Raw genomic sequence first — 23634 nt, 5'->3', positions numbered from 1 at the left:
CGGGGGGGGGCTCGCCCACCCCCCCGCTGCGGGGGCGGCTAACCCTGTCACTCCCCCCGCCCGCCCCGCCCCCCCCCACGACACCCGCACCCGCCCGCCCCCCCTCAGGGCGCCGGACGGTTCCGCTTCAGCACCGCCCCGTCAGAGCTTCTCCACCGGCGCGTACCGCAGCAGCAGCCGCTTCGGCTTCTCGCCGCCGAAGTCGATCGTCGCCTCCGCGTTGTCACCGCTGCCCTTGACCGCGACGACCGAGCCCAGCCCGAAGCTGTCGTGCGTGACGCGGTCGCCGACCGCCAGCGAGACCACCTCGCGGTCCTTGGCGCGCCGGGTCGCGAAACCGCTCGGCCCCGCCTTCGTGCGCGACGAGGACAGCCCGGAGCCGAAGCCGCCACCGCCCGTGCCGGTCATCGCGCCCATGGAGGCGGAGGGCGTCGCGGGGCCCGTGCGCCGCCAGGTCACGTACTGCTCCGGGATCTCCTCCAGGAAGCGGGACGGCGGGTTGTACGACGGCTGGCCCCAGGCGCTGCGCATCGTCGAACGGGTCACGAAGAGCCGCTCGCGGGCGCGGGTGATGCCGACGTACGCCAGGCGCCGCTCCTCCTCCAGCTCCTTGGTCTGGCCGAGGGCGCGCATGTGCGGGAAGACGCCGTCCTCCATGCCGGTCAGGAAGACGGTGGGGAACTCCAGGCCCTTGGCGGTGTGCAGCGTCATGAGCGTGATGACGCCGGAGCCGTCCTCGTCCTCGTCCGGGATCTGGTCGGAGTCGGCCACCAGGGCGACCTGCTCCAGGAAGTCGGAGAGGGTGCCCGGGTTCTCTTCGCCGCGGTCCTGCTCGAATTCCAGGGCGACGGCGGCCAGTTCCTGGAGGTTCTCGATGCGGGTCTCGTCCTGCGGGTCGGTGGAGGCCTGCAGCTCGGCCAGATAGCCCGTGCGCTCCAGCACCGCTTCCAGGACGGTGGCGGGGCCCGCGCCGGACTCGACGATGGTGCGCAGCTCCTCCATCAGCGTGTTGAAGCGCTTGACGGCGTTGGCGGAGCGGGCGGCCATGCCGTATGCCTCGTCGACGCGGCGCAGCGCCTGCGGGAAGGTGATCTTCTCGCGGGCGGACAGCGCGTCGATCATCGCTTCGGCGCGGTCGCCGATGCCGCGCTTGGGCACGTTCAGAATGCGGCGCAGCGGGACGGTGTCCTCGGGGTTGCTGAGGACACGCAGGTACGCGAGGACGTCGCGGACCTCCTTGCGCTCGTAGAAGCGCACGCCGCCGACGACCTTGTAGGGCAGGCCGACCCGGATGAAGATCTCTTCGAAGACACGGGACTGGGCGTTGGTGCGGTAGAAGACCGCGACATCGCCCGCCTTGGCGTCGCCCGCGTCCGTCAGCCGGTCGATCTCGTCGGCGACGAACTGGGCCTCGTCGTGCTCGGTGTCGGCGACGTAGCCGGTGATGCGGGGGCCTTCGCCGGCGTCCGTCCACAGGTTCTTGGGGCGGCGGTTCTCGTTGCGCTCGATGACGGCGTTGGCGGCGCTGAGGATGGTCTGCGAGGAGCGGTAGTTCTGCTCCAGCATGATCGTCGTGGCGTCCGGATAGTCCTCCTCGAACTGGAGGATGTTACGGATCGTGGCGCCGCGGAAGGCGTAGATCGACTGGTCGGCGTCACCGACGACGCACAGCTCGCCGGCGGTCTCGGCCGGTCCCACCAGCTCCCGCACCAGGGTGTACTGGGCGTGGTTGGTGTCCTGGTACTCGTCCACGAGGACGTGCCGGAAGCGGCGGCGGTAGTGGTCGGCGACATCGGGGAACGCCTGGAGGAGGTTGACCGTGGTCATGATGATGTCGTCGAAGTCCAGGGCGTTGGCCTCGCGCAGCCGCGCCTGGTACATCCGGTACGCCTCGGCGACCGACTTCTCGAACCCTCCCCCAGACTCCGTCTGGGAGGTGCCCCCAGCGGCCTGGTCCGCGAAGGTCTCCTCGTCGATGAGCTCGTTCTTGAGGTTGGAGACCTTGGCGCTGAAGGACTTGGGCGGGAACCGCTTCGGGTCGAGGTCCAGATCACGGCAGACCAGGGCCATCAGGCGCTTGGAGTCGGCCGCGTCGTAGATCGAGAAGGACGAGGTGAAGCCGAGCTTCTTGGACTCGCGGCGCAGGATGCGCACGCACGCGCTGTGGAAGGTGGAGACCCACATCGCGTTCGCCCGGGGGCCGACCAGTTCCTCGACGCGCTCCTTCATCTCGCCCGCGGCCTTGTTGGTGAAGGTGATCGCGAGGATCTCGCCCGGGTGCACGCGGCGCGCGCCGAGCAGATGCGCGATGCGGTGCGTCAGGACGCGGGTCTTGCCGGAGCCGGCGCCCGCGACGATCAGCAGCGGGCCGCCGGTGTGCACCACGGCGGCCTTCTGCTGGTCGTTCAGCCCTTCCAGGAGGGCGGCCGGGTCCACCGCGGGGCGCGGGGCGCCGTCGCGGTAGTACGGGTCGCGGCCCGGGCCGACGGCGTGCGGGATGCCGCCGGGCACGTCGAAGCGCCCGCCGAACAGGTCGGCCGGGATCTCCTCCTGTGCCGGACCGTCCTCGTCCTCGGGAGGCGGCGGGGGCCCCTCGCCGGTGGGTTCGAGGTCCGCCAGGAAGCTGTCGTCAAAGAGGCTGCTCATCGCCCACCGAGTCTAGGCCGCCGCACTGACAGCCCGGCCCGTGACGGCGAAACCGGTCGTGTGACCTAGCCCGCCCCGGCCCGCTCCCTGGCCCGCTCCCCCAGCCCGCTCCCCCGGCCTGTCCCCCCACCCGGCCGTACAGAGGCAGGACGACAGCCGCCTCGCCCCGCCGCCCCACCCCGCCCCGTACGAGCACACGACGACACCCCCCGCCCTCATACGGACACAACCAGCCAGGACACGCCCCGGACGCGATCAGATAACGAAAAGGTTTCGGGCAAATCGAACATCAGCCTTCACAGGAGCCACACGGGTTGGCTACGGTGCTCGCTCGGGCAGCCCGCGTCCCCGCGGCCGACAGCGTCCGCACGGGCCGCCCCCGCCGAGTCCGGCCCTGCCACCAGGCATCCGGAGCCGGGGACCCACACGTACCACCGGGGTGAATCGGCCGGTACGGCACACGGCGAGAGACGCCTCGGGCACCGCCCAAGGGGCCACCCACCCCAGGGCGCCGCCTCCAGGCACTCTCCCGCAGCCGTACAGGCCGTAGGGCAAGCCTTCCGCAGTGGCCCGAACCCTCCCCCAGCGCCTGAACGGCCTGGGGGTGCCCCCACCGCTAACCCGGTAGGCGGTCCACGGAAGGAGTTGCCGGCCTTGGCGTCGCACCGCAAGCCGCGCACCCGCATACTCACCTCCCCCGGCAGCCGCCGTACGGCCGCCGGGCTCACCACCGCAGCCCTCGCCTCCGTCACCCTGCTCTCGCAGACCGCCGAGGCCGCGCCGCGCCAACCCCAGCAGTCCATCGAAGAGGTCAAGAAGAAGGTCGACGACCTCTACCGCCAGGCCGAAGTGGCGACGCAGAAGTACAACGCCGTCAAGGAACAGGCCGACGAACAGCGCGGCACCGTCGACCGCCTCCTGGACGACACCGCCCGGCGCACCCAGAAGATGAACGACGCCCGGCGCCGGCTGGGCACCTACGCCGCCGCCCAGTACCGCAGCGGCGGCCTCAACCCGACCGCACAGCTCCTCCTGGCCCGGAACCCGCAGCAGTTCGCCGACCGCAGCCACCTGATGGACCGGCTGACCGGCGCGCAGAAGCAGGCCGTCACCGACTACCAGGAGCAGCAGGCCAGGGCCGTACGGCAGCGCGCCGAGGCGTCCCGGAGCCTGGAGCGGCTCACCGGGACGCAGGCCTCCCTGAAGGAGTCCAAGAAGGACGTCCAGGACAAGCTGGCCGAGGCCCGGCAGCTGCTGTCCCGGCTGACCGCCCAGGAGAAGGCGCGGCTGGCGGAACTGGAGCGCAAGAAGGAGGCCGAGGCCAAGCGCAAGGCCGAGGAGCTGGCGCGCAAGCAGGCCGAGAAGGAACGCAAGGAGCGGGAGGACGGCAAGCAGCGCGGCACTCCGGGCCAGGGCACCGGCTCCGGGTCGCCGGACGGCGGGTCGGGCAGCGGCTCCGGGGGCGGGACGACCGACGACGGTTCGTACGGGACCAAGGCGGCCAAGGCCCTCGCGTTCGCCCGCGCGCAGATGGGCAAGCCGTACGTCTGGGGCGCGACGGGCCCGAACTCGTACGACTGCTCCGGCCTGACCCAGGCGGCCTGGAAGGCGGCGGGCGTGTCCCTGCCGCGTACCACCTGGGACCAGGTGAAGGCCGGCGACCGGGTGGCGACGCAGGATCTCAAGCCCGGTGACCTGGTGTTCTTCTACGACGACATCAGCCACGTCGGGATGTACATCGGCGATGGCAAGATGATCCACGCCCCGAAGCCCGGCGCGAGCGTGCGGGTCGAGTCGATCTACTACATGCCGATCTACGGGAGTGTGCGGCCCGTATGAGAACGGGCCGCGGGGCGCGTGCCCCGCGGCCCGTCAGGGCGTGCCGGTCCCGCTCACGTCCACAGCAGGGCGATGAAGATGTTGACCACCGTCAACAGGCCGACCGCCAGGAAGAAGGGCTTCTCCACCTTCTCCTCGTCGCGCTTCACGTAGACCAGGCCCAGGATCACCACCAGCACGGCGAGCTTGACGCCCAGCTTGACGTTGTTGAGCGAGTGGTCCTGGGCCTGGTTGAGGCCGACCAGGATGACGCCGGTCACCAGCATCGTCAGCGCGCCGTGCAGCATGGCCGGCGTGAAGCGGGCGGCGCCCGCGCTCATCGGCTTCATCTGGGTCAGGAAGCCACCGAGCAGGGAGGCGATGCCGATGATGTGCAGACCCACGAAGACCTTGGTTACTACGTCCATAGTGGTGGATCGTAGCCCTCGCGCAGCGCCGCTTCGCGCCCGGGGCATTCTCGATGACGCCGGCGGGACGGCTTCCGGGAGGGCTTCCGGCACGGATGGATCAGGCCGAGCCGCCACCGCCCGCGGACAGCGCCTTCGCCGTCACCTTCTCCTGCGGCGGCCGCCTTCGACCTCTTTGGCGAAACGCGCCCACTGCTCGGCGCAGCGCCGGGCGGCCCGGGCCACGGTTTCGGCACGGTGCCCCGGTACTCCGGCCGCCAACTGCCGCCATTTGTCCCCGTCCTGAACGGCGTGCATCCTCAGCAGATACAACAAGGCCCGGCCGGCGTCCGTACGCATCGAGGGATCCCGCAACAGCGCATTCACCACGGATTCGATGTCGGCCGCCACATCCTGCGAAAGCGGAGCTGGAATCGGAAGCGGGCTTGCGGGAACTGACGGCACGTCTCCCTTTTCGGCTTTCGTTCGCTCGCGCCGATTCTCGGCGGCGCGCAGCCTGGGCGGCAACGGGTCCCGCCCCGAACGTACGCGGTCACGCACATCCTTCGCCGTACCGACACTGATCCCGGCCTCTTCGGCCAGTTCCATGAGAGTACTGTCGGGCTTTACGGCGAGGAGCCGACTGGCCCGCATGCGGCCCGCGGCCGCATCGAGATAACGAAAGCGTTCATCCCGCATCACACTCTTCTGCAATTCACCGGTCCATTCAATTGAAGGGCCACCCCCGATGCGTCACTCCATACCCATCATGGCCAGTTCCCGGATGACCGCCAGAAAGGGGAAACGTCCTTTCCCCTCGGGGGATCTGCCGCTTTTGAGCCACTTGCCCAGGTAAATACAACTTTGCGGCCCACGCGGCACTCACGGGCGGCATGTTCACGATCTCCCCATTGACAGCCGCCCACCGCTCCGGGACACCCTGCCCCCTCATGCCCACGGACACGGGACCGGCAGGAGTACTCATGGACACCGAGGCCGAGGACCCGCACGACGTCGGCCGGGACCGCGACGAGATGGTCAGGCAGCTGCTGGAGGAGTCGCGGGAAGCCCTCGGCGTCACCCGCAAAGAGCTGGCCGAGAAGATGGGGAAGACTCCGCGCACGCTGCGCAACTGGCTGCGGCACCCCGCGGAGTTGAACTCGCAGCAGGTGGAGCAGCTCAGCACCGCCTTGGAGATGAATCCGGAGAACCGGTCGGTTCTCTACGTTCTGACGGGGCAGCTGCCGCCTTCCACCGTCACCGACGTGCAGCGGCGCACCCCCGTCGAGGTGCTGTACCAGCGAATGATCGACGGCCTCAGCCATCCGTCCGTCGTCTATGACCACGCCTGGAACGTGGTCCTCATGAACCCGCCCTTTCGGGCCGTCTTCGGTGGTGTGCGGCAGCATGTCACAGCGCACCCCACCCGTAACACCCAGAGGTACATCCTGTTCCACCCCGACGCGCCGCACATTCTGGGCGGGAACGACCTGGCGGCGTTTCATGAATTCTGGCTGATGCCGGCGCTCGCGGTGGTATCGGCGACTCTTCAGCGCCACCCCACGGACCAGCGCGTACTGGGTGTCGAGCGGGATATCCGCCGCCATCCCCGGACGCGCCGCGCCTATCGCGACGCACCGCGCTGGATTGCCCAGAACGGCGACATCGTCATCAATCCCACTCCGCGCCCTTTCTGGGACCCCCGCATCGGAAAGCTGATCCGTACGCACGTCATCACCGAGGCGCACGGCGGATTCCAGGGCGCGACGCTCCAGCGGGCGACATTCGTCAACGACGAGCCGGGGCCGGGCGAGATGCCCGTATCCGGCGACGGGGGCCGGGAATCGCCCCCGTGACCGACGGCCTGTCAACTTCGACAAACGAGCCGGTACTTCATGCGCACACCCCGGCCCCCGGCCTCCTCCAGGGCAGCAGTGCGCCGGAGATATGCTGCATCCGGCTCGGGATCTTGACCGCAGCAGCATCGCGGCACGCGACCCGGAGATGACGCGTGAGCACGCCGCCGGGCCCCCGTCCGTGGCTGCTCCTCCCAACAACGGCTTCGGAGGCCCTGTGACCACCCCCCGCCCGGACGCTGCCCGTGACAACTCCGCACCGGTGCCGCCCCGCGGCTGCCCGGCACACGGCATGGGTCCCGAGGTGCGCCGGCTGTACGGGGCCGACGCGGAGGCACACCCCAAGGAGCTGTACGAGGCGCTGCGCCAGGAGCACGGCTCGGTCGCGCCCGTTCTGCTGCACGGCGACGTACCCGCCTGGATCGTGCTGGGGTACCAGGACAACCTTGAGGTGATGCGCACCCCCTCCCGGTTCTCCCGCGACTCGCGGCGCTGGTCCGCATGGCAGGAAGGGCTCATCCCGGACGACTCGCCCCTGGTCCCCATGGTCGGCTGGCAGCCCCTGTGCGTGTTCGCCGACGGGGCGGAGCTGCTGCGGCTGCGCAGCGCGGTGACGGACAGCCTCGACCAGCTCAACCGGCACGGCGTGCGCCGTTACATCGCCCGTTACACCCGGCAGCTGGTGTCGGCCTTCGCCAGGAAGGGCGAAGCCGATCTGGTCCGTGACTACGCCGAGCCGCTGCCGATGCTGGTGGTCTCGCAGGTCCTGGGCCTGGCGCCCGAGGAGGGGCAGGCTCTGGTGGCGCCCGCCCTCGACCTCGTCAAGGGCAGTGCCACGGCTGCCGCCAGCAACGAACTGGTGACGCAGGCACTGCGCGAACTGGTCGACGCGAAGAAGAAGAGGCCGGGACGCGACCTGGCGTCGGAGCTGATAGCCCACCCGTCCGCGCTCACCGACGACGAGATCATCGAGCACCTCCGGCTCATCCTCGTGGCAGCGCACCAGGGCACGGTCAACCTGCTCGCCCACACGCTGCGCCTGGTGCTGACCGACCCCCGTTTCCGGGGGAGCCTGTCGGGCGCCCAGATGACCCTGCCCGACGCACTGGACCAGGTGCTGTGGGACACCCCGCCCATCGCGGCGGTGCCCGGCCGGTGGGCCACCGGCGACACCCGGCTCGGCGGACAGCAGATCCGCGAGGGGGACATGCTGCTGCTCTGCCCGGCAGCGGGCAACGCCGACCCCGAGGTCCGCGCCGCGGAGGCGCCGATGCACGGCAACCGCTCGCACCTCGCCTTCAGCTTCGGCCCGCACCAGTGCCCGGGTGCGGACATCGGCCGCGCCATCGCGGAGACCGGCATCGACACCCTGCTCAGCCTGCTGCCCGATGTCAGGCTCGCGGTGCTGGAGTCGGAACTGAGCATCGAGGCGGCCTGGCTGACCCAGCGTCCGGCCGCGCTCCCGGTGGCTTTCGAGCCGCGGCAGGTCGACGCCGGGAGGTGAGGGGAAGCCCCGCTCCGGTGTGACATCCGGGGCCCGATCGGCCCATTGGTTCAGATGTGAACGGTGGGTACGATGCCGTGGGTGATCATTCGGATACGCCCACGGCCGCGGCACCGTGCGATGGCCGCGGCGCTCCCGGCGGATCGTCTCCGTACGCAGGCCGGCGCGGACATCGCCACGGCGAAAGGACCCCCGTGTTTGAGTTGACGGCCGTTCCCCGCGCCCCCGGCGGAATACCCCTGTTGGGACACGTCCTGCCGCTGCAGCGGGACCCGCTGCGCTTCCTGCGGTCGCTGCGTGCCGTGGGCGACCTGGTGCGGGTCGACATCGGCACGATGCCGATCTACGTGGTCTCCGGGGCTTCCGCGATCAACGACGTCATGGTCACGCACGGCCGGTCCCTGGAAAAGGGCCGGCTCTTCGACCGAGTACGCCCCCTGGTCGGCAACGGCCTGGCCACGGCCGGCGGCGAGGTGCACCGCCGCCACCGCCGCCTGGTGCAGCCCATGTTCCACGCCAAGCAGATCGCCCGCTATGCGGAAGTGATGAGTGACCGCGCCCGCGCGCTGGCCGATTCCTGGACGCCCGGCCAACATGTCGCCGTGGAACAGGTCATGGGCGAATACGCCATCGAGACGCTCGCGGCGACGCTCTTCTCCACCGATATCGGCCGGCCGGCCGTGGAGGCGGTGCGCCGGAACCTGCCGGTCATTCTGAAAGGCATGCTGCTCCGGGCCGCGTCCCCCAAGATATTGGACAAGCTGCCGATATGGCGGAGCTTCGACCAGGCCACGGCGAGTATGCGCCAGGTCATCGACGAGGTCGTCGCCACCACGCGGGAGTCGGGCCGGACCGACGGGAACGACCTGCTGTCCGTATTGCTCGCGGCGCGGGACGCGGACACCGGTGAGGGACTCACCGACGAAGAAGTCCGGGACGAACTGGTGACGATTCTGTTCGCCGGTACGGAAACCACGGCGTCCACCCTCTCCTGGACCTTCCACCACCTCGCCGAGCACCCCGAGGTGGAGAAGAAGCTGGTCGCCGAGATCAAGGAGGTGGTCGGCGACCGGCCCGTGACCTTCGACGACGTGCCGCGCCTGACCAGCATCCGGCGCACGCTGGACGAGGTCATCCGCCTGCACGGGGTGACGCTGCTGATGCGGCGCACCACCGCGCCGATCGAACTCAGCGGCTACCGCGTCCCCGCCGGTGTCGAAATCGCCTTCAGCCTCTACGCGCTGCACCGCGATCCGGAGCACTATCCCGACCCGGACTCCTTCGACCCCGACCGCTGGCTGCCCGAGCGGCGGGAAAAGCTCGAACGCAAGGCGGTCGTCCCTTTCGGCGCCGGCAGCCGCCGGTGCATCGGCGACGGGTTCAGCTGGACGGAGGCCACGATCGCGCTGGCCACCATTCTGGGCCGCTGGAAGCTGCGCCCGGTCCCCGGAAAGCCGCGGCCGCGGGAATCCGCCTCGTCGATGGCCCATCCCGACCATGTCCCGATGGAAGTTCTGCCGCGCGACGTGTGAGCGGGACTCTCTTTCGCAGGTGCCTGCCGTGTTCCCCGGCCGCTCGAACCTTTTCAGCGAGCGGCCGGGACGGCCACCGGCCACAAGGCAACGTCCAAGAGGCGTTGCCTACCCCCGTTACCGGTATTCCCAGTGCGGCACGCACCCCGTCGGCAGGGGGCGCGGTCGCGCACTCAGGTGGAAATTACGTGGCGGCGCGGGCTGCTCACCACATTTTCGCGTTGTGACCGGCACCACGTTGAAAATACCCCGCAATCGGTCATCGCATAGCAAAAGGGGCGGGGGCGGGAGGTCGGCGACGGGGCGCTCTTGCGCCTACCGGCGGCCCGGTCAAAGCTCGCCCTCAATGCGCTCCCAAAGACGTACGGCCGCGGACATCCGCAGCCACCTCCGGGCCTGAACCGACCAATATCCGGCCTGCGGCCGCCTTTCCGTGCCGATGAGGTTTAGCGTCCTCAATCAGGCGGCCGACTCCCCATCACCGCCGGATTCCGCCCCGGTGGTCGTCGGCCGTCCCCGCCGAGAGGAACGGCGGCGGCCCGCTCCCCCTGTTACGGGCCGCCGCCGGACCCAGCGAGCGACTGCCGGACGTGGCCCCTCGTTCCGCGGGCCGTCCTAAGATCGGCCTCATGAACCTCCCTATAGACAATCCCCCTATAGAAACGGCCGGTTCGCTCCCCTCTCCCCTCCCGTCCGTCCCCCCTGACCTCGTCCGGACCTGGGTGCACGGCTGGACGCGGTGCCGCGGCACCGCCGGCCCCGTCGCCGTACTCGGCGGGTTCCACGTCGTGGTCGGCCTTCCGGACCAGCCGAGCCGGTACGTCTTCCCCACCGCCGACCTCGGCGTCCTCCGGGAACTCACCGCCTCGATCACCACCCCCAACCTGTGGATCAAGGTCTGCGTCCCGCGCGAGGAGATCGCCCCCGTACTGCCCGCCGGCTGGGAGTTCGGCGAGCCGCAGTTCCTGATGTCGACGGCGCTGCCCGCGTCCCCGACGCCTCCGGAGCCGCCCGCCGGCTACACGGTCGAGACGGTGGACGAGGACGGTACGGGCGTCATCGACTGCCGTGTCCTGGACGCGGCCACCGGCTCCCTCGCCGCCCGCGGGCGGGCCGGGATCACCGATGCCTCCTCGCCCCCTTCGGTGATCTACGACATGATCAACACCAGTACGCGGCACCGCCGCCGCGGTCTGGGCAGCCTGGTCATGAACGCGCTCTCGGCACACGCCGTCGAACTCGGCGCCGCCCAGGGCGTCCTGGTGGCCAGCCCCGCGGGCCAGGCTCTCTACCGCTCCCTGGGCTGGAGCCTGCACGCGCCGGTCACGGCGGTCCGCATCCCGCCACCCACGAACGGCGACAGCGGCAGCAACGACGGCGACGGCAGCACCAGCGGCACCAGCGGCACCAGCAACGGTGACCAGGGCGCCGCCCCCGGCACCGGCTGACTCACCAGCGCCGGGCCGCCGCCGTCCCCACGCTCAGGACGTCACCACACCGCTCAGCCACCGGAAGACCTCCGGAATCTGGTTCTTCCACACGGCCGTGCCGTGGCCGCCCGCGCCGGGCGGAATCAGCTTGACCTTGACCGTGGTCGGGCTCTTGGCGAGCTGCTTGAGGGCGAGCCCGGCCTCGTAGCCGTCCCCGGAGGCCCCGGAGACGTAGAGCGCGGTGCGCGGCGGCTTGGCGGCCTTGTTGGCGGACTTGAGGATGTTGATCGGGTTGCTCTCGACGCGCAGCTTGGGGTCCTGGCCGGCGAGCGAGGCGGGCTCGATCTTGGGGTCGTTGAAGCCGGAGAGGCTGACGGCGGCGCGGTAGCGGTCCGGGTGGGCCAGCGCCAGCTTGGCGGCGCAGTGCGCGCCCGCCGAATAGCCCGCCAGCGCCCAGGAGTCGGCCTTGTCCGCGGCCCGGAAGTTGTCGATCACCATCTGGCGTACGTCGACGCTCAGCCAGCTGTCGGCGTTCGCCTTGCCGGGGATGTTGACGCAGCCGGTGTCCACGTTGCCCAGGAGCGTGGTGCGCGGCGCGACCAGGATGAACGGCTTGACCTTGCCGTGCCGCATCAGCGGCTTCAGCTGTTCGGCCGCCTTCAGCGTGCCCATCCAGGACTTCGCCGAGCCGGGGAAGCCGGGCAGCAGCTGCACGACGGGGAACTTCTTGTCCTTGTACGCCGGGTCGTTGTACTGCGGCGGCAGCCACACGTACACCTCGCCGCCGACGCCCGAGATCCGGCCCTTGAACTCGGCCTCCTGGACATCGGGCCCGACCACCGGGTCCTTGGCCGGCCCGAACTGCACCAGCTGCTTGGGCTCGTCCTTCATCTTCAGCCCGCCCAGGCCGTCCGGGCCGAGATCCTTGGCGGCTTCGACGTGGTTGGACGTGCCGAGCAGGTCGTCCCAGTTGTCGTAGAGGCTGTTGGTGTTGTTGACGACCACGAACACCAGCGTGATCGCGGTGGCCTGCGCGAACAGCAGCATGCCCAGGCGCGCCAGCGCCCGCATCATCTGCGGCCCGCGCACCCGGCTCCACAGGGCGAACGGCAGCACGACGGCCACGGCCAGCAGCGCGATCGCAGTGAGGAAGAAGGGCGTACCCGTCAGGCTCATCGGGGATCTCGCTTCCAGGGCATGGTGCGGCGTGGGCATGGTTCTGGCCCTGCCGTCGGCAGCGAGCCTCTCCGCAAGATTAGATGGTCATCGGACACGCGGCGGTTGCCCCCCTGGGGTTCCTCTTTCCGCACCCGTGCCGTCGGGGCGCATCCGATGGCGAGCGGCCTCGCCGACTAAACCTGACAAACGTCACGCGAACGTGTGAGCGATCCCGTACCTGGGGTTGATGTCCGGAGTCGGCGCGATCAGCAAAATCACGGTCAAGCGAAGATCACGACCCCAAGAGCTCGTGACCACGCGACCACGCGACCACGCGACCGCCCACCTCACGATCACCCGACCCCGCGTACGCCCCGGCCATGGCCACGCGTGCGCACGGACCTTCGGCCGTCACCGGCTCCGCGGGAGCCGCCGGTCACGACCCGACGGAGACGCCTCATGCCCCTGTCCCTCCCGAACCGCCGCCGGTTGAGACTGTCCGCCACCGCCGCGGCCGTCCTGCTGGCCCTGCTGGCACCGGCCCTCCCGGCCTCGGCCGCCGACCCGTTCGCCGCGCCCGCCCCGCCCGCGGCGGCGGCCCCGTCCGACGCGCACCGCACCGGCCTCGATCGCGCGGCCCTGGACCGGACGTTGCGGTCCCTGCACGAGGCGGGCATGTACGGCGCCTACTCCGCCGTACGGGACGGCGACGCGTCCTGGCAGGGCGCCGCCGGCGTCGCCGACGTGAAGACCGGCCGCCCCGTGACGCCGCAGCTCGAACACCGCATCGGCAGCATCACCAAGACCTTCACCTCCGTGGCCGTGCTCCAGCAGGTCGGCGAGGGCAACATCGACCTCGACGCGCCGGTCGGCCGCTATCTGCCGGACCTCATACCCGGCGAGCGGGGCCGGGCGATCACGGTCCGGATGCTGCTCGACCAGACCAGCGGAATCAACGACTACGACCACGTCATCTTCGTGAAGTTGGAGGACCTCGAAAAGAACCGCCACCGCCACTACGACCCCACCGAACTGGCCCGGATCGGCCTGGCGGGCCCGCCGCTGGGCAAGCCCGGCGAGGCCCATCACTACGCCAACACCAATTACGTGATAGCCGGGTTGCTGCTCCGCAAGGTCACCGGCCAGGCGCCGGAGAAGTACATCACCGACCACGTCATACGCAAGGCCGGGCTGCGGCACACCTATTTCCCGCGCTCGGCCCGCCTGACCGGCCCGCACTCCCATTTGTACGAGGCCCTGTACGAACAGTTCGACCCGCCGCGCGACTTCACCGACTACGACATGTCCTGGGCCGGTACGGCCGGTTCCCTCGTCTCGACGATGGACGACCTCAACCGTTTCACCCGCACCCTGCTGACCGGCAAACTGCTCCGCCCGTCCGAACTGCGCCAGATGAAGACCACGGTGCCGACGGAGAGCCCGCTCATGCGGTACGGCCTGGGCATCTTCTCACTGGACCTGCCGAACTGCGGGCGGCGGCTCTGGGGACACGACGGCCTCGTCTGGGGTTCCCAGACCATGACCCTGTCCAGCGAGGACGGCCGTCGGCAGATGTCCCTCGGCACAAACCTGACGCATTACTACGGAGTCGAGGCGGACGGCAAAACCCCGAAGCAGGGCCCCATCGACTACGCCAGACTCGCCCACCTGGGCCAGGCCTTGTGCGACCTCCCGGCCCAGGGCCCGGCGGCCGGGCAACTGGTACCGACCCCGGATTCGCATCAGTTGGCTCGGTAAGCGCCGGCAGGGGAGAGAGGATCACTGACGCCGTTCCCGGGTCAGCCACAGACCGGTCCCCGCACCGAGCATGCCCACGCCGCACACCACACTCAACAGGACCTGTTTCACACCGCCGTCGCCCATCGCGCTGACGTACAGATTGGCCAGCAGGCAGACAGCGAGTACGAGCCAGAGCAGAGCCTTCATTCGGTTCCTCCGTGGGTGCGGCGGGCGCGGGGCCCGAGCGTGGCGTGCGGTGCGGCTACGACTCTCCCGGAAGGGGGCCGCCGGAGCGATGGGGGCAGCACCCGGGTGAGGGGTACAGCTGGGCCCACTCCGAGGCCGGTGCTCGGGTGTACCGGCCTCGGGGCCCGGCACGGCGGCCGAACCACTCGGCTTCCTGAAATCGGAAAGCGGCAGAGGTTAGGAGTACAGTCCTTAGGGGTACGTTCCTAAGGAGTGAGCGAGTGAGCCCCTCGCAACGTCGATCAGTGCCCCACAAGCCGGCCAATGTCTTCGATCGCGGCGGCGAGTGGGAGGCGCTCTCCGCCTTCGTGCGCCGGCCTCTGCCGCACGCCATGCTCGGAATCGTCAGCGGCAGACGGCGCATGGGGAAGACCTATCTGCTGCGGGCCCTCGTCGAGCAGTGCGGAGGGTTCTACTTCGGGGCGACGGCCGGGACCGAGGCCGAATCCCTGCGCCAGTTCAGCTCCGCCCTGGCCGAGTACGTGGGTTCGCCCGCGCCGTTCGCTTTCGCCACCTGGGACGACGCGATCTCGTACCTCTTCGGGCTCGCCGCCCCCGGAAGGCGGGACGACCCGTTGCTCGTGGTCGTCGACGAGTTCCCGTACCTGGCGAAGGTCTCCCCGGAACTGCCCTCGCTCATCCAGCGCGAGATCGACCGCCACCAGGTCGAAGAGAGCCGCATGCGCATGCTGCTGTGCGGCTCGGCGATGTCGGTCATGGGCGGATTGCTGGCCGGCGCCGCTCCGCTTCGCGGGCGGGCCCAGCTCGAACTCGTGGTCCGGCCCTTCGGGTACCGGGCAGCCGCCGACTTCTGGGGCGTCGGTGGTGAACCGGCGCTCGCCGCCAGGCTGCATGCCGTCCTCGGGGGCACGCCCGCCTACCGCCGTCAGTTCCTGGCGGACGACGTTCCGGCCGGCCCTGACGACTTCGACGACTGGATCTGCCGTACGGTCCTCTCGCCGTTCAGCCCGCTCTTCCGGGAGGCGCGCTACCTGCTCGCCGAGGAGGCGGACATCCGGGACACCGCGCTCTACCACTCGGTCCTCGCGGCGGTGGCCCAGGGCAACACGACGCGGGGAGGTATCGCCGGGTACATCGGCCGCAAGTCCGTCGACATCTCCCACCCGCTCAACGTCCTGGAGGACAGCCATCTCCTCAGGCGCGAGGCGGACGTCTTCCGGACCGGCAAGTCGCAGTACCGCATCACCGAACCGCTGATCAACTTCTACGAGGCCGTCATGCGCCCGGCGTGGGCGCAGTTGGAGAGTGGCCAGGCCACGGAGGTGTGGGCGCAGTCGGCCGAGCGGTTCGCGGCGCAGGTGGCCGGGCCGCACTTCGAGACCGTGTGCCAGGAGTACGTCCTCGGACCGGGGCGGTCCCTGCTCAGTACGTCGCTGGGGCAGATCGGCAGCGGCGTGGTGACCGACCCGAAAGCGCGTCGGCAGATCCAGGTCGACGTGGCGGTCGTGGAGCCGGGGTCCGGAGGCGCGAGGCCGTCGGTGTCCCTGCTCGGGGAAGCCAAGTGGGGCACGGTCATGGGGGTCAACCACCTGGAACGGCTGGGCCGGGCCCGGCAGATACTCGCCGAACGAGGCATGGACACGACGCGGTGCGGGCTTGCGTGCTTCAGCGCCGCCGGGTTCAGCGACGCCTTGCGCGCGGAAGCCGAACGGGGGGACGTCCTGTTGATCGGCCTCGACGAGCTCTACGGCCACGCGATGCCGATGCCGGTCCTCTCGTGACCGGGCGCCTCGCCGGTGGGGCGGGGCCGGAGTTCCGGGGCGGTGGGGGGTCTGCCATGATCACGATGTGAACGTGTTCAAATTTGATCCTCCGGGCCTCGGCGAAAGCGGGCGGGGTGGGAACGTGCGGGGGGTTTGAGGTGAGCGGCAAGACGATCGAGCCGGGTGATCGGCGGGAGCACCTGGGGTGGTGGCTGCTGGACCTCACGCTGCGGTACGTGGCGGTCTTCGGCGTCGGGTGGGTGATCGTGTGGGCGTCGATCCCCGGACGCCTCCAGCGCGAGGCCGGAGTGTGGCCCTTCTGGGAGGAGTGGCTGCTCTGGGGAGGCCGGCTGTTCGCCTGGTTCGGGATGCCTTCCCTCGTCATCATCCTGCTCCTGGCGGGGCGCCGGACGCTGCGGGAGCAGGATGAGTTCCGGGTACTGGCGAGCCTGTTGCTGATGATTCCGATTGTTCCGCTGATGCTTTTCGCGCCCGGATGCGGGTTCTTCGTCTTTCCGGCCGTGCAGTTGGTCTTCGTCTGCTACTTGCTGCCGCTGCCCACGCGTTGCGTGCTGGCCTGGGAGGAGCCCGGGAGGGAGCGGGAGCGGCAGAGGTGGGCGAAGTGACGGGTGCGTTCGGCGTGGAGACGGGTGGTGGTGGGGTCCGGGGGTGGGGTGTCGCCGCGGCAGGGGCGGCAGAGGCCGCCGGGGAGGGCTTCGGGGCGGCCGGGGGTGCCGCATTCCGTGCACTCCATGATGCGGGTGGGGGCAGGGACGGGAGTTGGAACTCCCGGTGGGGGCACGGGTGGGGCCGGGGGGAGTTTGTCGGTCAGGCGCTTGCGGGCCAGGGCGCCCGGGGAGTGGACCTCGGGCGGCAGGCCGGCGGTGAGGGCGGTGACGAGGTGCGCGCCGGTCGCGCCGCGGGCCAGCCACTCGGCGGCGAGGTCTTCGAGTGCGGCGCATTCGGCGGCGGACAGGCTCATACGGGGGTCGGCGGCGCCGAGGGTGGCCAGGACCGCGTAGGCGGCGGAGGGGGGCGGCGGAGCCGGGCGGGTCCCGATGCGGGCCTCTGGGCGGCGGCCCGGGAGGGTGGGGTGGGGAGCGGTTGGCGGTGGGGGCGCGGAGGCCGCGGACGGTGGGGGTTCCGGGGTGGCGGGGGTGGGGGTTGGGGGTCGCTCGTCCGGTTGAAGCTCCGGGGGTGGTTGCGGGGGTGTGTCGCCGGAGAGGAAGTGCTGCCACCAGGTGTCGTCGCGGGCCGTACGGGTGAAGTACGTGCGGTACACCCACTGGGAACCGCCGTTGCCGATGGTCTCCCGGATGCGCCGCAGGTGCCCCGCCTCGGAGAGCCGGTTGAGGGCGGAGCTGACGGCTTGCTGGCCGTAGCGGGGCTGGATGGCGGCCAGGGTCTTGACGTCCATCGCGGCACCGTCCGGCAACCGGTCCACGAACGCCGCGATGAACGCTTCGCGTTCGGGCAGGTGGGAGAAGTCGCCCCGCCGACGGCGGGCCTGGTCGGGCGCGGAGCGTTTGCCGTAGCCGGGGGCGGCGAGGCGGGAGTGGGGGGCGGCGGGCGCGCAAGGCGCCGTAGTAAGTTGGGCTTCAGCCACGAGATCGTGTCCTGATCTTGGAGGTCAGACCCCGGTTTGGTGTTCGTAGCACCAGCCGGGGTTGCTTATTGCTCGCAACGCGCAACCGTTACGCACTGTGGCGAACGGTAGAGGGTGACGACGCTCGGTCGCAACCCGGTCACGAATTGTCATCCCCGCTGCCACGCGCGGGGGTTGGGAGGGTGGGTGGGTTGTGCCGCCCACCCGTTCCTCAGACAGAGGGCTCGACGCCCGGCCCCCGGAGCTTGGGGCTTACGCCCCGGCTGCGGCGAAGGGTATGAAGGCCGCCCAGGCGTGAGGGGAGATGGCAAGTTGGGGCCCGTCCGCGTCCTTGGAGTCACGAATGCTGATGACGCCGGGGCCGATGGCCATCTCCACACAGGAGTCGGCGTCGGACCCGCTATAGCTGGACTTCCTCCACACGGCCGAAGCACTCATAGATCCGCTGCCACCTTTCGAATGTACGCGTCACTGTCCTCGACTCCCAGCGCTTGCATACGAATCATGCCGTACAGGTGCGCCAGCTCACTCACATCGCTCCGCTCCGATTGCAACGTGCTGGCGCCCTGCCCCGTCGAGTATGCGTACGTCTCGTGCTCGGCAGTTTCGAGCAACACGACCGGCCCACTGAGTGCCTGGTAGGGCGCACGGCCGACCGGCAGGATTTGGATCGACACGTTGCGCAGCTTCTGCCGCTCCAGCAGTCGGTCGAGTTGCCGCTTCATCATCTCAGGGCCTCCCACCATCGTGTGCAACGCGGCCTCGTAGATGACGAAGCTGAACAGCACGCCCGGTTCGGCCTCAAGCCTTTCCTGACGCTGGAGTCGAAACGCGACGCGCGCTTCCACCGTCTCGTCATCCACCGGCGGGAACCCGTGCCCCATCAGCTCACGTGCGTGCTCCTCGGTCTGCAGCAAGCCCGGGATCAGGAGGTTCTCGTACCAGTGCAACGTGATCGCGTCTGCTTCGAGCCCCATGAACTCGTTGCTGCGCTCGTGACATTTCTCCGGCTTCAGGTATTCGTGCGCCGACTCCAACATGCCGTGTGCCCGACAAACTTGGTCCGCAATCTGCAGCATGCGCAGCGTCGGCCTCCGACGGCCCTGCTCCATCGACTTGACGTACTCGGCGTCGTAATTCGCTTCCTCAGCGATCGCTTCGCGGGATACCCCTGCGCGTGTGCGCCACAGCTTGAGTTGATCACCGCAATATCGCCACGTCATCGGCATTTGGGACGGCCCCTTTGACACCGCTCCCCCTTTCCTCGGCACGACCGGTACAGCCAGGTGCGTACCGCCGTCGCGGCTGCTGACCGTACGCCCGCGCCTCCATGCTCAGGGGGGTGAACCACGGAAATTCCCCCCTTCAGAACGAATGGTGGCTGTCGCGCCACCTCCGGAGCGCGCGGCGGGCGCGTGGGTATCTGCGGGATCTGGCGGAGGTGTGGCGGTTGCCGGGCGAGGTGGCGGAGACCGCCGTGCTCGTGCTCAGCGAGCTGATGGCCAACGCCTGTGTCCATGCGCGGATTCCGCGCGACCGGTACATCAGGGTGCGCTGTCTGCTGCACGCGGGGCGGCTGCGGGTGGAGGTGTCCGACGCCTGTTCCGGAATGCCCGAGCCCCGGGTGGCGGGCGTCGACGACGAGGGCGGGCGCGGGCTGGCGCTGGTGGCGGCGCTCGCGGACGAGTGGGGGGTGTATCCGCGCCCGTACGGGATCGGGAAGGTCGTGTGGTTCGAGCTGAAGGTGGCGTCGGTGGCGGCGCCGGCTCCGGACACTGCTTTCTTGAACGGTCGGTCAGGAATCACCTAGAGTGCCCGCATGGGCAGAACCAAGGAGTTCGACCCGGACGCCACTCTTCAGCTCGCCCTGGAGCTGTTCTGGCGCAAGGGGTACGAAGCCACGTCGATGCAGGACCTCGTCGAGCACCTCGGCATCAACCGGGGCAGCATCTACGCGACATACGGCAGCAAGCACGAGCTGTACCTGCGCGCGCTGGACCGCTACTGCGAGAACGAGGGGGCGGCGGCGCTGGAGCACCTGAACCGGCCGGGCCCGGCGCTGCCCGCCGTCCGCGCGTTCCTGCGCGCGTTCGCCGCCGAGTCGCTGGCGGACCAGGACCGCAAGGGATGCCTGGTGACGAACACGGCCGTGGAGCTGCTGCCGCACGACACGAAGGCGGAGCGGCGCATCGGGACGGCGCTCCACGAGGTGGAGTCGGCGATCACCGGGGCCCTGATCCGGGCCAAGGCGCAGGGCGAGCTGGCGGAGGGCGCGGAGGTGCGCGCCCAGGCCCGTTTCCTGGTCACGTTCATCCAGGGGCTGCGCGTCATCGGCAAGACCGGTGACGCGCGGCGGCTCGACGACGCCGTCGAGCAGGCGCTGCGCGTACTGGGCTAGCGGTGCCGCGACCGACCGTGCCGCGCTGACGCGTTCGCCGCTCCTCCCCCGCCACGGCGGGACTTCGTATGGCCATTTACTGGAACGACCGGTTAAGAAAAGAGGGGGATCATGCGCGTACCACGCGCCGTGTACGTCCTGGCCCTGGGGATTTTCGCCATGGTGACCAGCGAGTTCGTCGTCGCCGGGCTGATGCCGCAGATGGCGGACGGGCTGGGCGCCACCGTTCCGCAGATCGGCTATCTGATCACGGCCTTCGCGGTGGCCATGTCCGTCGGCGGGCCGTTCCTGACGGTCGGCGTCATGCGGCTGCGGCAGAAGCGGGCCCTGGCGGTGCTGTTCGGGGTGTTCCTCGCGGGCAACGTGCTGGCCGCCGTCGCGTCGGACTACTGGGTGATGATGGCCGCGCGGGTCGTCACCGGTGTCGCCTCCCAGGCCTTCTTCGGGGTGGCGCTCTCCGTATGCGCCCAGCTCACGGCCCCGGAGGCGCGCGGCCGGGCGATCGCCGTGGCCATGAACGGGCTCATGCTCGGTACGCTGCTCGGCCTGCCGATGTCCACGCTGATCGGCGAACACCTGGGCTGGCGCGCGGCGTTCTGGGCGATCGCCGTCCTCACGGTGGCCGCGGCGGTGTGCACGGCCGTCGGCGTACCGCGGCTGGAGCGCGCGGACGCGGGCGGCGGCATCCGGGAGGAGCTGGGCGCGTTCCGCAGTCCCCGGCTGTGGCTGGCGCTGTCCACCAGCACGCTCATCATCGGGGCGACGTTCTCCGTCTTCAGCTACTTCAATCCGATCCTCACCGGGGTCACCGGGTTCGGTACCGGGACCGTACCGCTGCTGCTCGTCGCGTACGGGGCCGCGACCGTCGTCGGGAACACCGTCGTCGGGCGCCTCGCCGACCGGCACACCGTCGCCGTGCTGCTCGGCGGCCTGGTCCTGAACCTGGGGTTCCTCGTCGGATTCGCGCTGCTCGCGCAGCTGCCGGTGCCCGCCGTGGTGTTCATGATGGGGATCGGGCTGGTCGGCGTCACGATGAACCCCGCGATGGTGACCCGGGTCCAGCGGGCCGGCAACGCGCGGGCGCTGGTGAACACCGTGCACTCGTCGTTCATCACGCTGGGCGTGATCGTGGGGTCGCTGGTCGGCGGGATGGCCATCGGCGCGTACGGGCTGCGGGCGCCGATCTGGCTGGGGGCCGGGCTGGCGGCGCTGGGGATCGTGTCCCTCGCGCCGGAGCTCGGGCGGCGGAAGCGCGGTACGGGGCGTGAGGACCGTCTGCGTCGTACGGGGCGCGTCGTCGCGAGCGGGACCGGTGGGACCGGCGAGGCCAGTGGGACCGGTGAGGCCGCTACCGCGGCAGACGCACCGGCCCCCGCCGCCTGCGTCAGACCAGCCGCCGGGCGGTAGCCCACCGCGTCAGCTCGTGCCGGTTGGAGAGCTGGAGCTTGCGCAGCACCGCCGAGACGTGCGACTCGACCGTCTTGACGGAGATGAACAGCTGCTTGGCGATCTCCTTGTACGCGTAGCCGCGGGCGATCAGGCGCAGCACCTCGCGCTCGCGCTGGGTGAGGCGGTCCATGTCCTCGTCCACCGGCGGGGCGTCCGTGGAGGCGAAGGCGTCCAGCACGAAGCCGGCCAGGCGCGGGGAGAAGACCGCGTCGCCGTCGGAGACGCGGAAGACCGCGTCGACCAGGTCCGTACCGGTGATCGTCTTGGTGACGTAGCCACGGGCGCCGCCGCGGATGACCCCGATGACGTCCTCGGCGGCGTCGGACACGGACAGCGCGAGGAAGCGCACGGGACGTTCGGGGTCGGACATCATCGAGGCGGAGCGGCGCAGCACCTCGACACCGCCGCCGCCCGGCAGGTGCACGTCCAGCAGGACGACCTCGGGGCGGGTGGCGGTGATGACCGTGACGGCCTGGTCGACGTCGGCGGCCTCGCCGACGACCTCCACGCCGGTCTCGTCGGTGCGGCCGATCTCGGCCTGGACGCCCGTACGGAACATCCGGTGGTCGTCGACGAGGACGACCCGTACCGTGCGGTCGGGGCCGCCGGCCTGGTCACCCTGTGCGGCGTCGCTGCTCATCTCGTCCGTCCGTCCCTCGTTGGCATCGGCACCGGCGTCCTGCCCGCCGGCGCCATCTCATCATCCGTCATCCGGCAGGCGCTCCGCCTCCAGCTCGACCACCGTCCCGCCGTCGGGCGCGGAACGCAGCCGGGCCGTGCCGCCGTTGCGCTGCATTCGGCCGATGATGGACTCCCGTACGCCCATGCGGTCGCCGGGGACCGCGTCCAGGTCGAAGCCGGGGCCCCGGTCGCGTACGGAGACGAAGACCGTACGGCCCTCCACCTCGGCGTAGACCTGTACGGGGCCGTCGCCACCGTACTTCGCGGCGTTGACCATCGCCTCGCGCGCGGCCTGCAGCTGCGCGCTCAGCCGCTCGTCCAGCGGGCAGTCGCCGACCACCACGACCTCGATCGGCACGCCGTGGTGGTCCTCGACCTCGGCCGCGGTCCTGCGCACCGCCTCGGCGAGGGTGTCCGGTTCCTGCTCCTCGTCCTTGCCGCGGCCCTCCGGCTTGTAGAGCCAGGCGCGCAGTTCGCGCTCCTGGGCGCGGGCGAGACGGGCCACCTCGCGCGGGTCCTCCGCGTTGCGCTGGATCAGGGTGAGGGTGTGCAGGACGGAGTCGTGGACATGCGCGGCGACTTCGGCACGCTCCTGCGCGCGGATGCGCATCAGGCGCTCCTCGGACAGGTCCTGCGTCATACGCACCAGGTACGGGCCCGCGAGCAGCGCGATACCGACCAGGACGGCCAGCGCCGCCTGGAGCACCGAACCGAGGTTGCCCACCGAGCCCTGGAGGACGACGATGCCGGTCACGCCGACGCCGACCAGCGCCACACCGGCCGCGCCCCGCACGACCGGCAGCACGCCCTTGCGGCGGCCCATCTCCAGCCACTGCGCGCGCCGCGCGTTGTCCGCCTGCCGCCAGACCAGCGCGACACCCGCGCCGATCAGCAGGACCGGCCACACGTAGGCGTTGGCGCGGCCCAGCTGGAAGCGGGACGCGACGACGGCCGCGCCCGCGAGCAGCGTGAGCAGCGCGAAGAACTGCCCCTTGTCGGGCTTGCGGGCACCGGGCGCACGGCCCTTGCGGCTCCAGGGCAGGTGGCCGGAGGCGACGGAGGAAGCAGCCGGCGCGTTCGCCCGCGTCGCGTCGACGCCCCCGACGCCCAGCGGCACGATGAACCAGAACGCCGCGTACAGCAGCGCGCCCATGCCCTCGGCCATGAACAGGGCGACGAAGACGACCCGCACCCAGGAGACCGGCAGCCCGAGATGCCCGGCCAGCCCGCGCGCGACACCGCCGAGCATCCGGCCGTCGGCACTGCGGTAGAGGCGGCGCAGGGGCGGATCGTCGGGGTCGGGCGCCGGGGCGTAGCTCGCCTCGGGCCGGGGCGGCGCGGTGGTCATGACACCGATCGTCACACGTGGTGCGGGTCCGGGGCATCAGGGTCGACCCTGAGGGCACCCCTAGCCGTCGGCGCGTGGGGTGGTACCAGGG

General features: G+C 70.5%; 21 protein-coding genes. 11 read left to right on the top strand and 10 right to left on the bottom strand.

Translation table 11 applies throughout. The annotated features are described in order from the left end of the window. Positions 1-141: 141 nt before the first annotated feature. On the bottom strand, positions 142-2646 hold the full coding sequence (pcrA, locus tag ACFV57_RS20110; RefSeq protein ID WP_385233719.1) for a DNA helicase PcrA: 2505 nt from the start codon (positions 2644-2646) through the stop codon (positions 142-144). A gap of 654 nt (positions 2647-3300) precedes the next feature. Here pcrA and ACFV57_RS20105 point away from each other — a divergent pair. Further along, positions 3301-4485 (top strand): NlpC/P60 family protein, encoded by a 1185-nt coding sequence (locus ACFV57_RS20105; protein ID WP_385233716.1) that lies wholly within the window; start codon positions 3301-3303, stop codon positions 4483-4485. A 53-nt stretch (positions 4486-4538) separates the two neighbouring features. On the opposite strand, the gene ACFV57_RS20100 is transcribed toward ACFV57_RS20105, so the two are convergent. Together ACFV57_RS20100 and ACFV57_RS20095 are read right to left on the bottom strand one after the other, a co-directional pair. Beyond that, positions 4539-4892 (bottom strand): hypothetical protein, encoded by a 354-nt coding sequence (locus ACFV57_RS20100; RefSeq protein WP_385233713.1) that lies wholly within the window; start codon positions 4890-4892, stop codon positions 4539-4541. Positions 4893-5033: 141 nt separating this feature from the next. Next, the gene (locus ACFV57_RS20095; protein ID WP_385233710.1) at positions 5034-5480 is read right to left on the bottom strand and encodes a hypothetical protein; all 447 of its coding nucleotides are present in this window, start codon (positions 5478-5480) and stop codon (positions 5034-5036) included. Between the two features lie 374 nt (positions 5481-5854). Here ACFV57_RS20095 and ACFV57_RS20090 point away from each other — a divergent pair, with 374 nt between their 5' ends. The 4 genes from ACFV57_RS20090 (at position 5855) to ACFV57_RS20075 (ending at position 11211) form a co-directional block, all read left to right on the top strand. Then, positions 5855-6727, top strand: coding sequence for a helix-turn-helix domain-containing protein (locus ACFV57_RS20090; RefSeq protein WP_385233707.1), 873 nt, complete (start codon positions 5855-5857; stop codon positions 6725-6727). 217 nt (positions 6728-6944) lie between these two features. Next, positions 6945-8231 (top strand): cytochrome P450, encoded by a 1287-nt coding sequence (locus tag ACFV57_RS20085; protein ID WP_385233704.1) that lies wholly within the window; start codon positions 6945-6947, stop codon positions 8229-8231. Positions 8232-8425: 194 nt separating this feature from the next. Then, on the top strand, positions 8426-9763 hold the full coding sequence (locus tag ACFV57_RS20080) for a cytochrome P450 (RefSeq protein ID WP_385233701.1): 1338 nt from the start codon (positions 8426-8428) through the stop codon (positions 9761-9763). 629 nt (positions 9764-10392) lie between these two features. Then, positions 10393-11211 (top strand): GNAT family N-acetyltransferase, encoded by an 819-nt coding sequence (locus tag ACFV57_RS20075; RefSeq protein ID WP_385233698.1) that lies wholly within the window; start codon positions 10393-10395, stop codon positions 11209-11211. Positions 11212-11244: 33 nt separating this feature from the next. Here ACFV57_RS20075 and ACFV57_RS20070 read toward each other — a convergent pair whose 3' ends face one another. Beyond that, positions 11245-12369, bottom strand: a complete 1125-nt coding sequence (locus tag ACFV57_RS20070; protein ID WP_385233695.1) for an alpha/beta hydrolase — start codon at positions 12367-12369, stop codon at positions 11245-11247. A 441-nt stretch (positions 12370-12810) separates the two neighbouring features. Between ACFV57_RS20070 and ACFV57_RS20065 the strand changes: the two genes are divergently transcribed. Beyond that, positions 12811-14109 carry a serine hydrolase domain-containing protein gene (locus ACFV57_RS20065; RefSeq protein ID WP_385233692.1) on the top strand — a complete coding sequence of 433 codons (1299 nt, stop codon included), beginning with the start codon at positions 12811-12813 and terminating at the stop codon, positions 14107-14109. A 21-nt stretch (positions 14110-14130) separates the two neighbouring features. Here ACFV57_RS20065 and ACFV57_RS20060 read toward each other — a convergent pair whose 3' ends face one another. Then, positions 14131-14298, bottom strand: a complete 168-nt coding sequence (locus ACFV57_RS20060; RefSeq protein WP_385233689.1) for a hypothetical protein — start codon at positions 14296-14298, stop codon at positions 14131-14133. Between the two features lie 284 nt (positions 14299-14582). Between ACFV57_RS20060 and ACFV57_RS20055 the strand changes: the two genes are divergently transcribed. Then, complete coding sequence (locus ACFV57_RS20055) at positions 14583-16079, top strand: ATP-binding protein (protein ID WP_385233686.1); 1497 nt, start codon at positions 14583-14585, stop codon at positions 16077-16079. Between the two features lie 140 nt (positions 16080-16219). Beyond that, positions 16220-16687 (top strand): hypothetical protein, encoded by a 468-nt coding sequence (locus tag ACFV57_RS20050; protein ID WP_385233683.1) that lies wholly within the window; start codon positions 16220-16222, stop codon positions 16685-16687. Here the strand turns inward: ACFV57_RS20050 and ACFV57_RS20045 are convergent. The 3 genes from ACFV57_RS20045 to ACFV57_RS20035 all read right to left on the bottom strand — a co-directional run bounded on the left by ACFV57_RS20045 (position 16603) and on the right by ACFV57_RS20035 (position 18896). Next, positions 16603-17667 carry a hypothetical protein gene (locus tag ACFV57_RS20045; protein WP_385233680.1) on the bottom strand — a complete coding sequence of 355 codons (1065 nt, stop codon included), beginning with the start codon at positions 17665-17667 and terminating at the stop codon, positions 16603-16605. The two genes, ACFV57_RS20050 and ACFV57_RS20045, sit on opposite strands and share 85 nt — an antisense overlap. A gap of 252 nt (positions 17668-17919) precedes the next feature. After that, positions 17920-18105 (bottom strand): DUF397 domain-containing protein, encoded by a 186-nt coding sequence (locus tag ACFV57_RS20040; RefSeq protein ID WP_385233678.1) that lies wholly within the window; start codon positions 18103-18105, stop codon positions 17920-17922. Continuing rightward, positions 18102-18896, bottom strand: a complete 795-nt coding sequence (locus tag ACFV57_RS20035; protein WP_385233675.1) for a helix-turn-helix domain-containing protein — start codon at positions 18894-18896, stop codon at positions 18102-18104. The genes ACFV57_RS20040 and ACFV57_RS20035 overlap by 4 nt, the downstream gene beginning before the upstream one ends. Positions 18897-19009: 113 nt before the next feature. Between ACFV57_RS20035 and ACFV57_RS20030 the strand changes: the two genes are divergently transcribed. From ACFV57_RS20030 to ACFV57_RS20020, 3 genes are all read left to right on the top strand, one after another. Further along, positions 19010-19477 carry an ATP-binding protein gene (locus ACFV57_RS20030; protein WP_385233672.1) on the top strand — a complete coding sequence of 156 codons (468 nt, stop codon included), beginning with the start codon at positions 19010-19012 and terminating at the stop codon, positions 19475-19477. 9 nt (positions 19478-19486) lie between these two features. Then, positions 19487-20065, top strand: a complete 579-nt coding sequence (locus tag ACFV57_RS20025; protein WP_385233670.1) for a TetR/AcrR family transcriptional regulator — start codon at positions 19487-19489, stop codon at positions 20063-20065. A 111-nt stretch (positions 20066-20176) separates the two neighbouring features. Next, positions 20177-21472: an MFS transporter gene (locus ACFV57_RS20020; protein ID WP_385233667.1), complete on the top strand. Its 1296-nt coding sequence runs from the start codon at positions 20177-20179 to the stop codon at positions 21470-21472. Here ACFV57_RS20020 and ACFV57_RS20015 read toward each other — a convergent pair. Both ACFV57_RS20015 and ACFV57_RS20010 read right to left on the bottom strand, forming a co-directional pair. Next, the gene (locus ACFV57_RS20015) at positions 21450-22154 is read right to left on the bottom strand and encodes a LuxR C-terminal-related transcriptional regulator (protein WP_385233664.1); all 705 of its coding nucleotides are present in this window, start codon (positions 22152-22154) and stop codon (positions 21450-21452) included. The genes ACFV57_RS20020 and ACFV57_RS20015 overlap by 23 nt on opposite strands. Positions 22155-22214: 60 nt before the next feature. Continuing rightward, on the bottom strand, positions 22215-23543 hold the full coding sequence (locus ACFV57_RS20010) for a PspC domain-containing protein (protein WP_385233661.1): 1329 nt from the start codon (positions 23541-23543) through the stop codon (positions 22215-22217). Between the last annotated feature and the right edge of the window lie 91 nt (positions 23544-23634).

The organism is Streptomyces sp. NPDC059788 (genome assembly GCF_042732265.1).
GTDB lineage: Bacteria > Actinomycetota > Actinomycetes > Streptomycetales > Streptomycetaceae > Streptomyces.
Note: the sequence above shows the minus strand (reverse complement) of the source record. Positions and strands in the feature narration are given on the sequence as shown.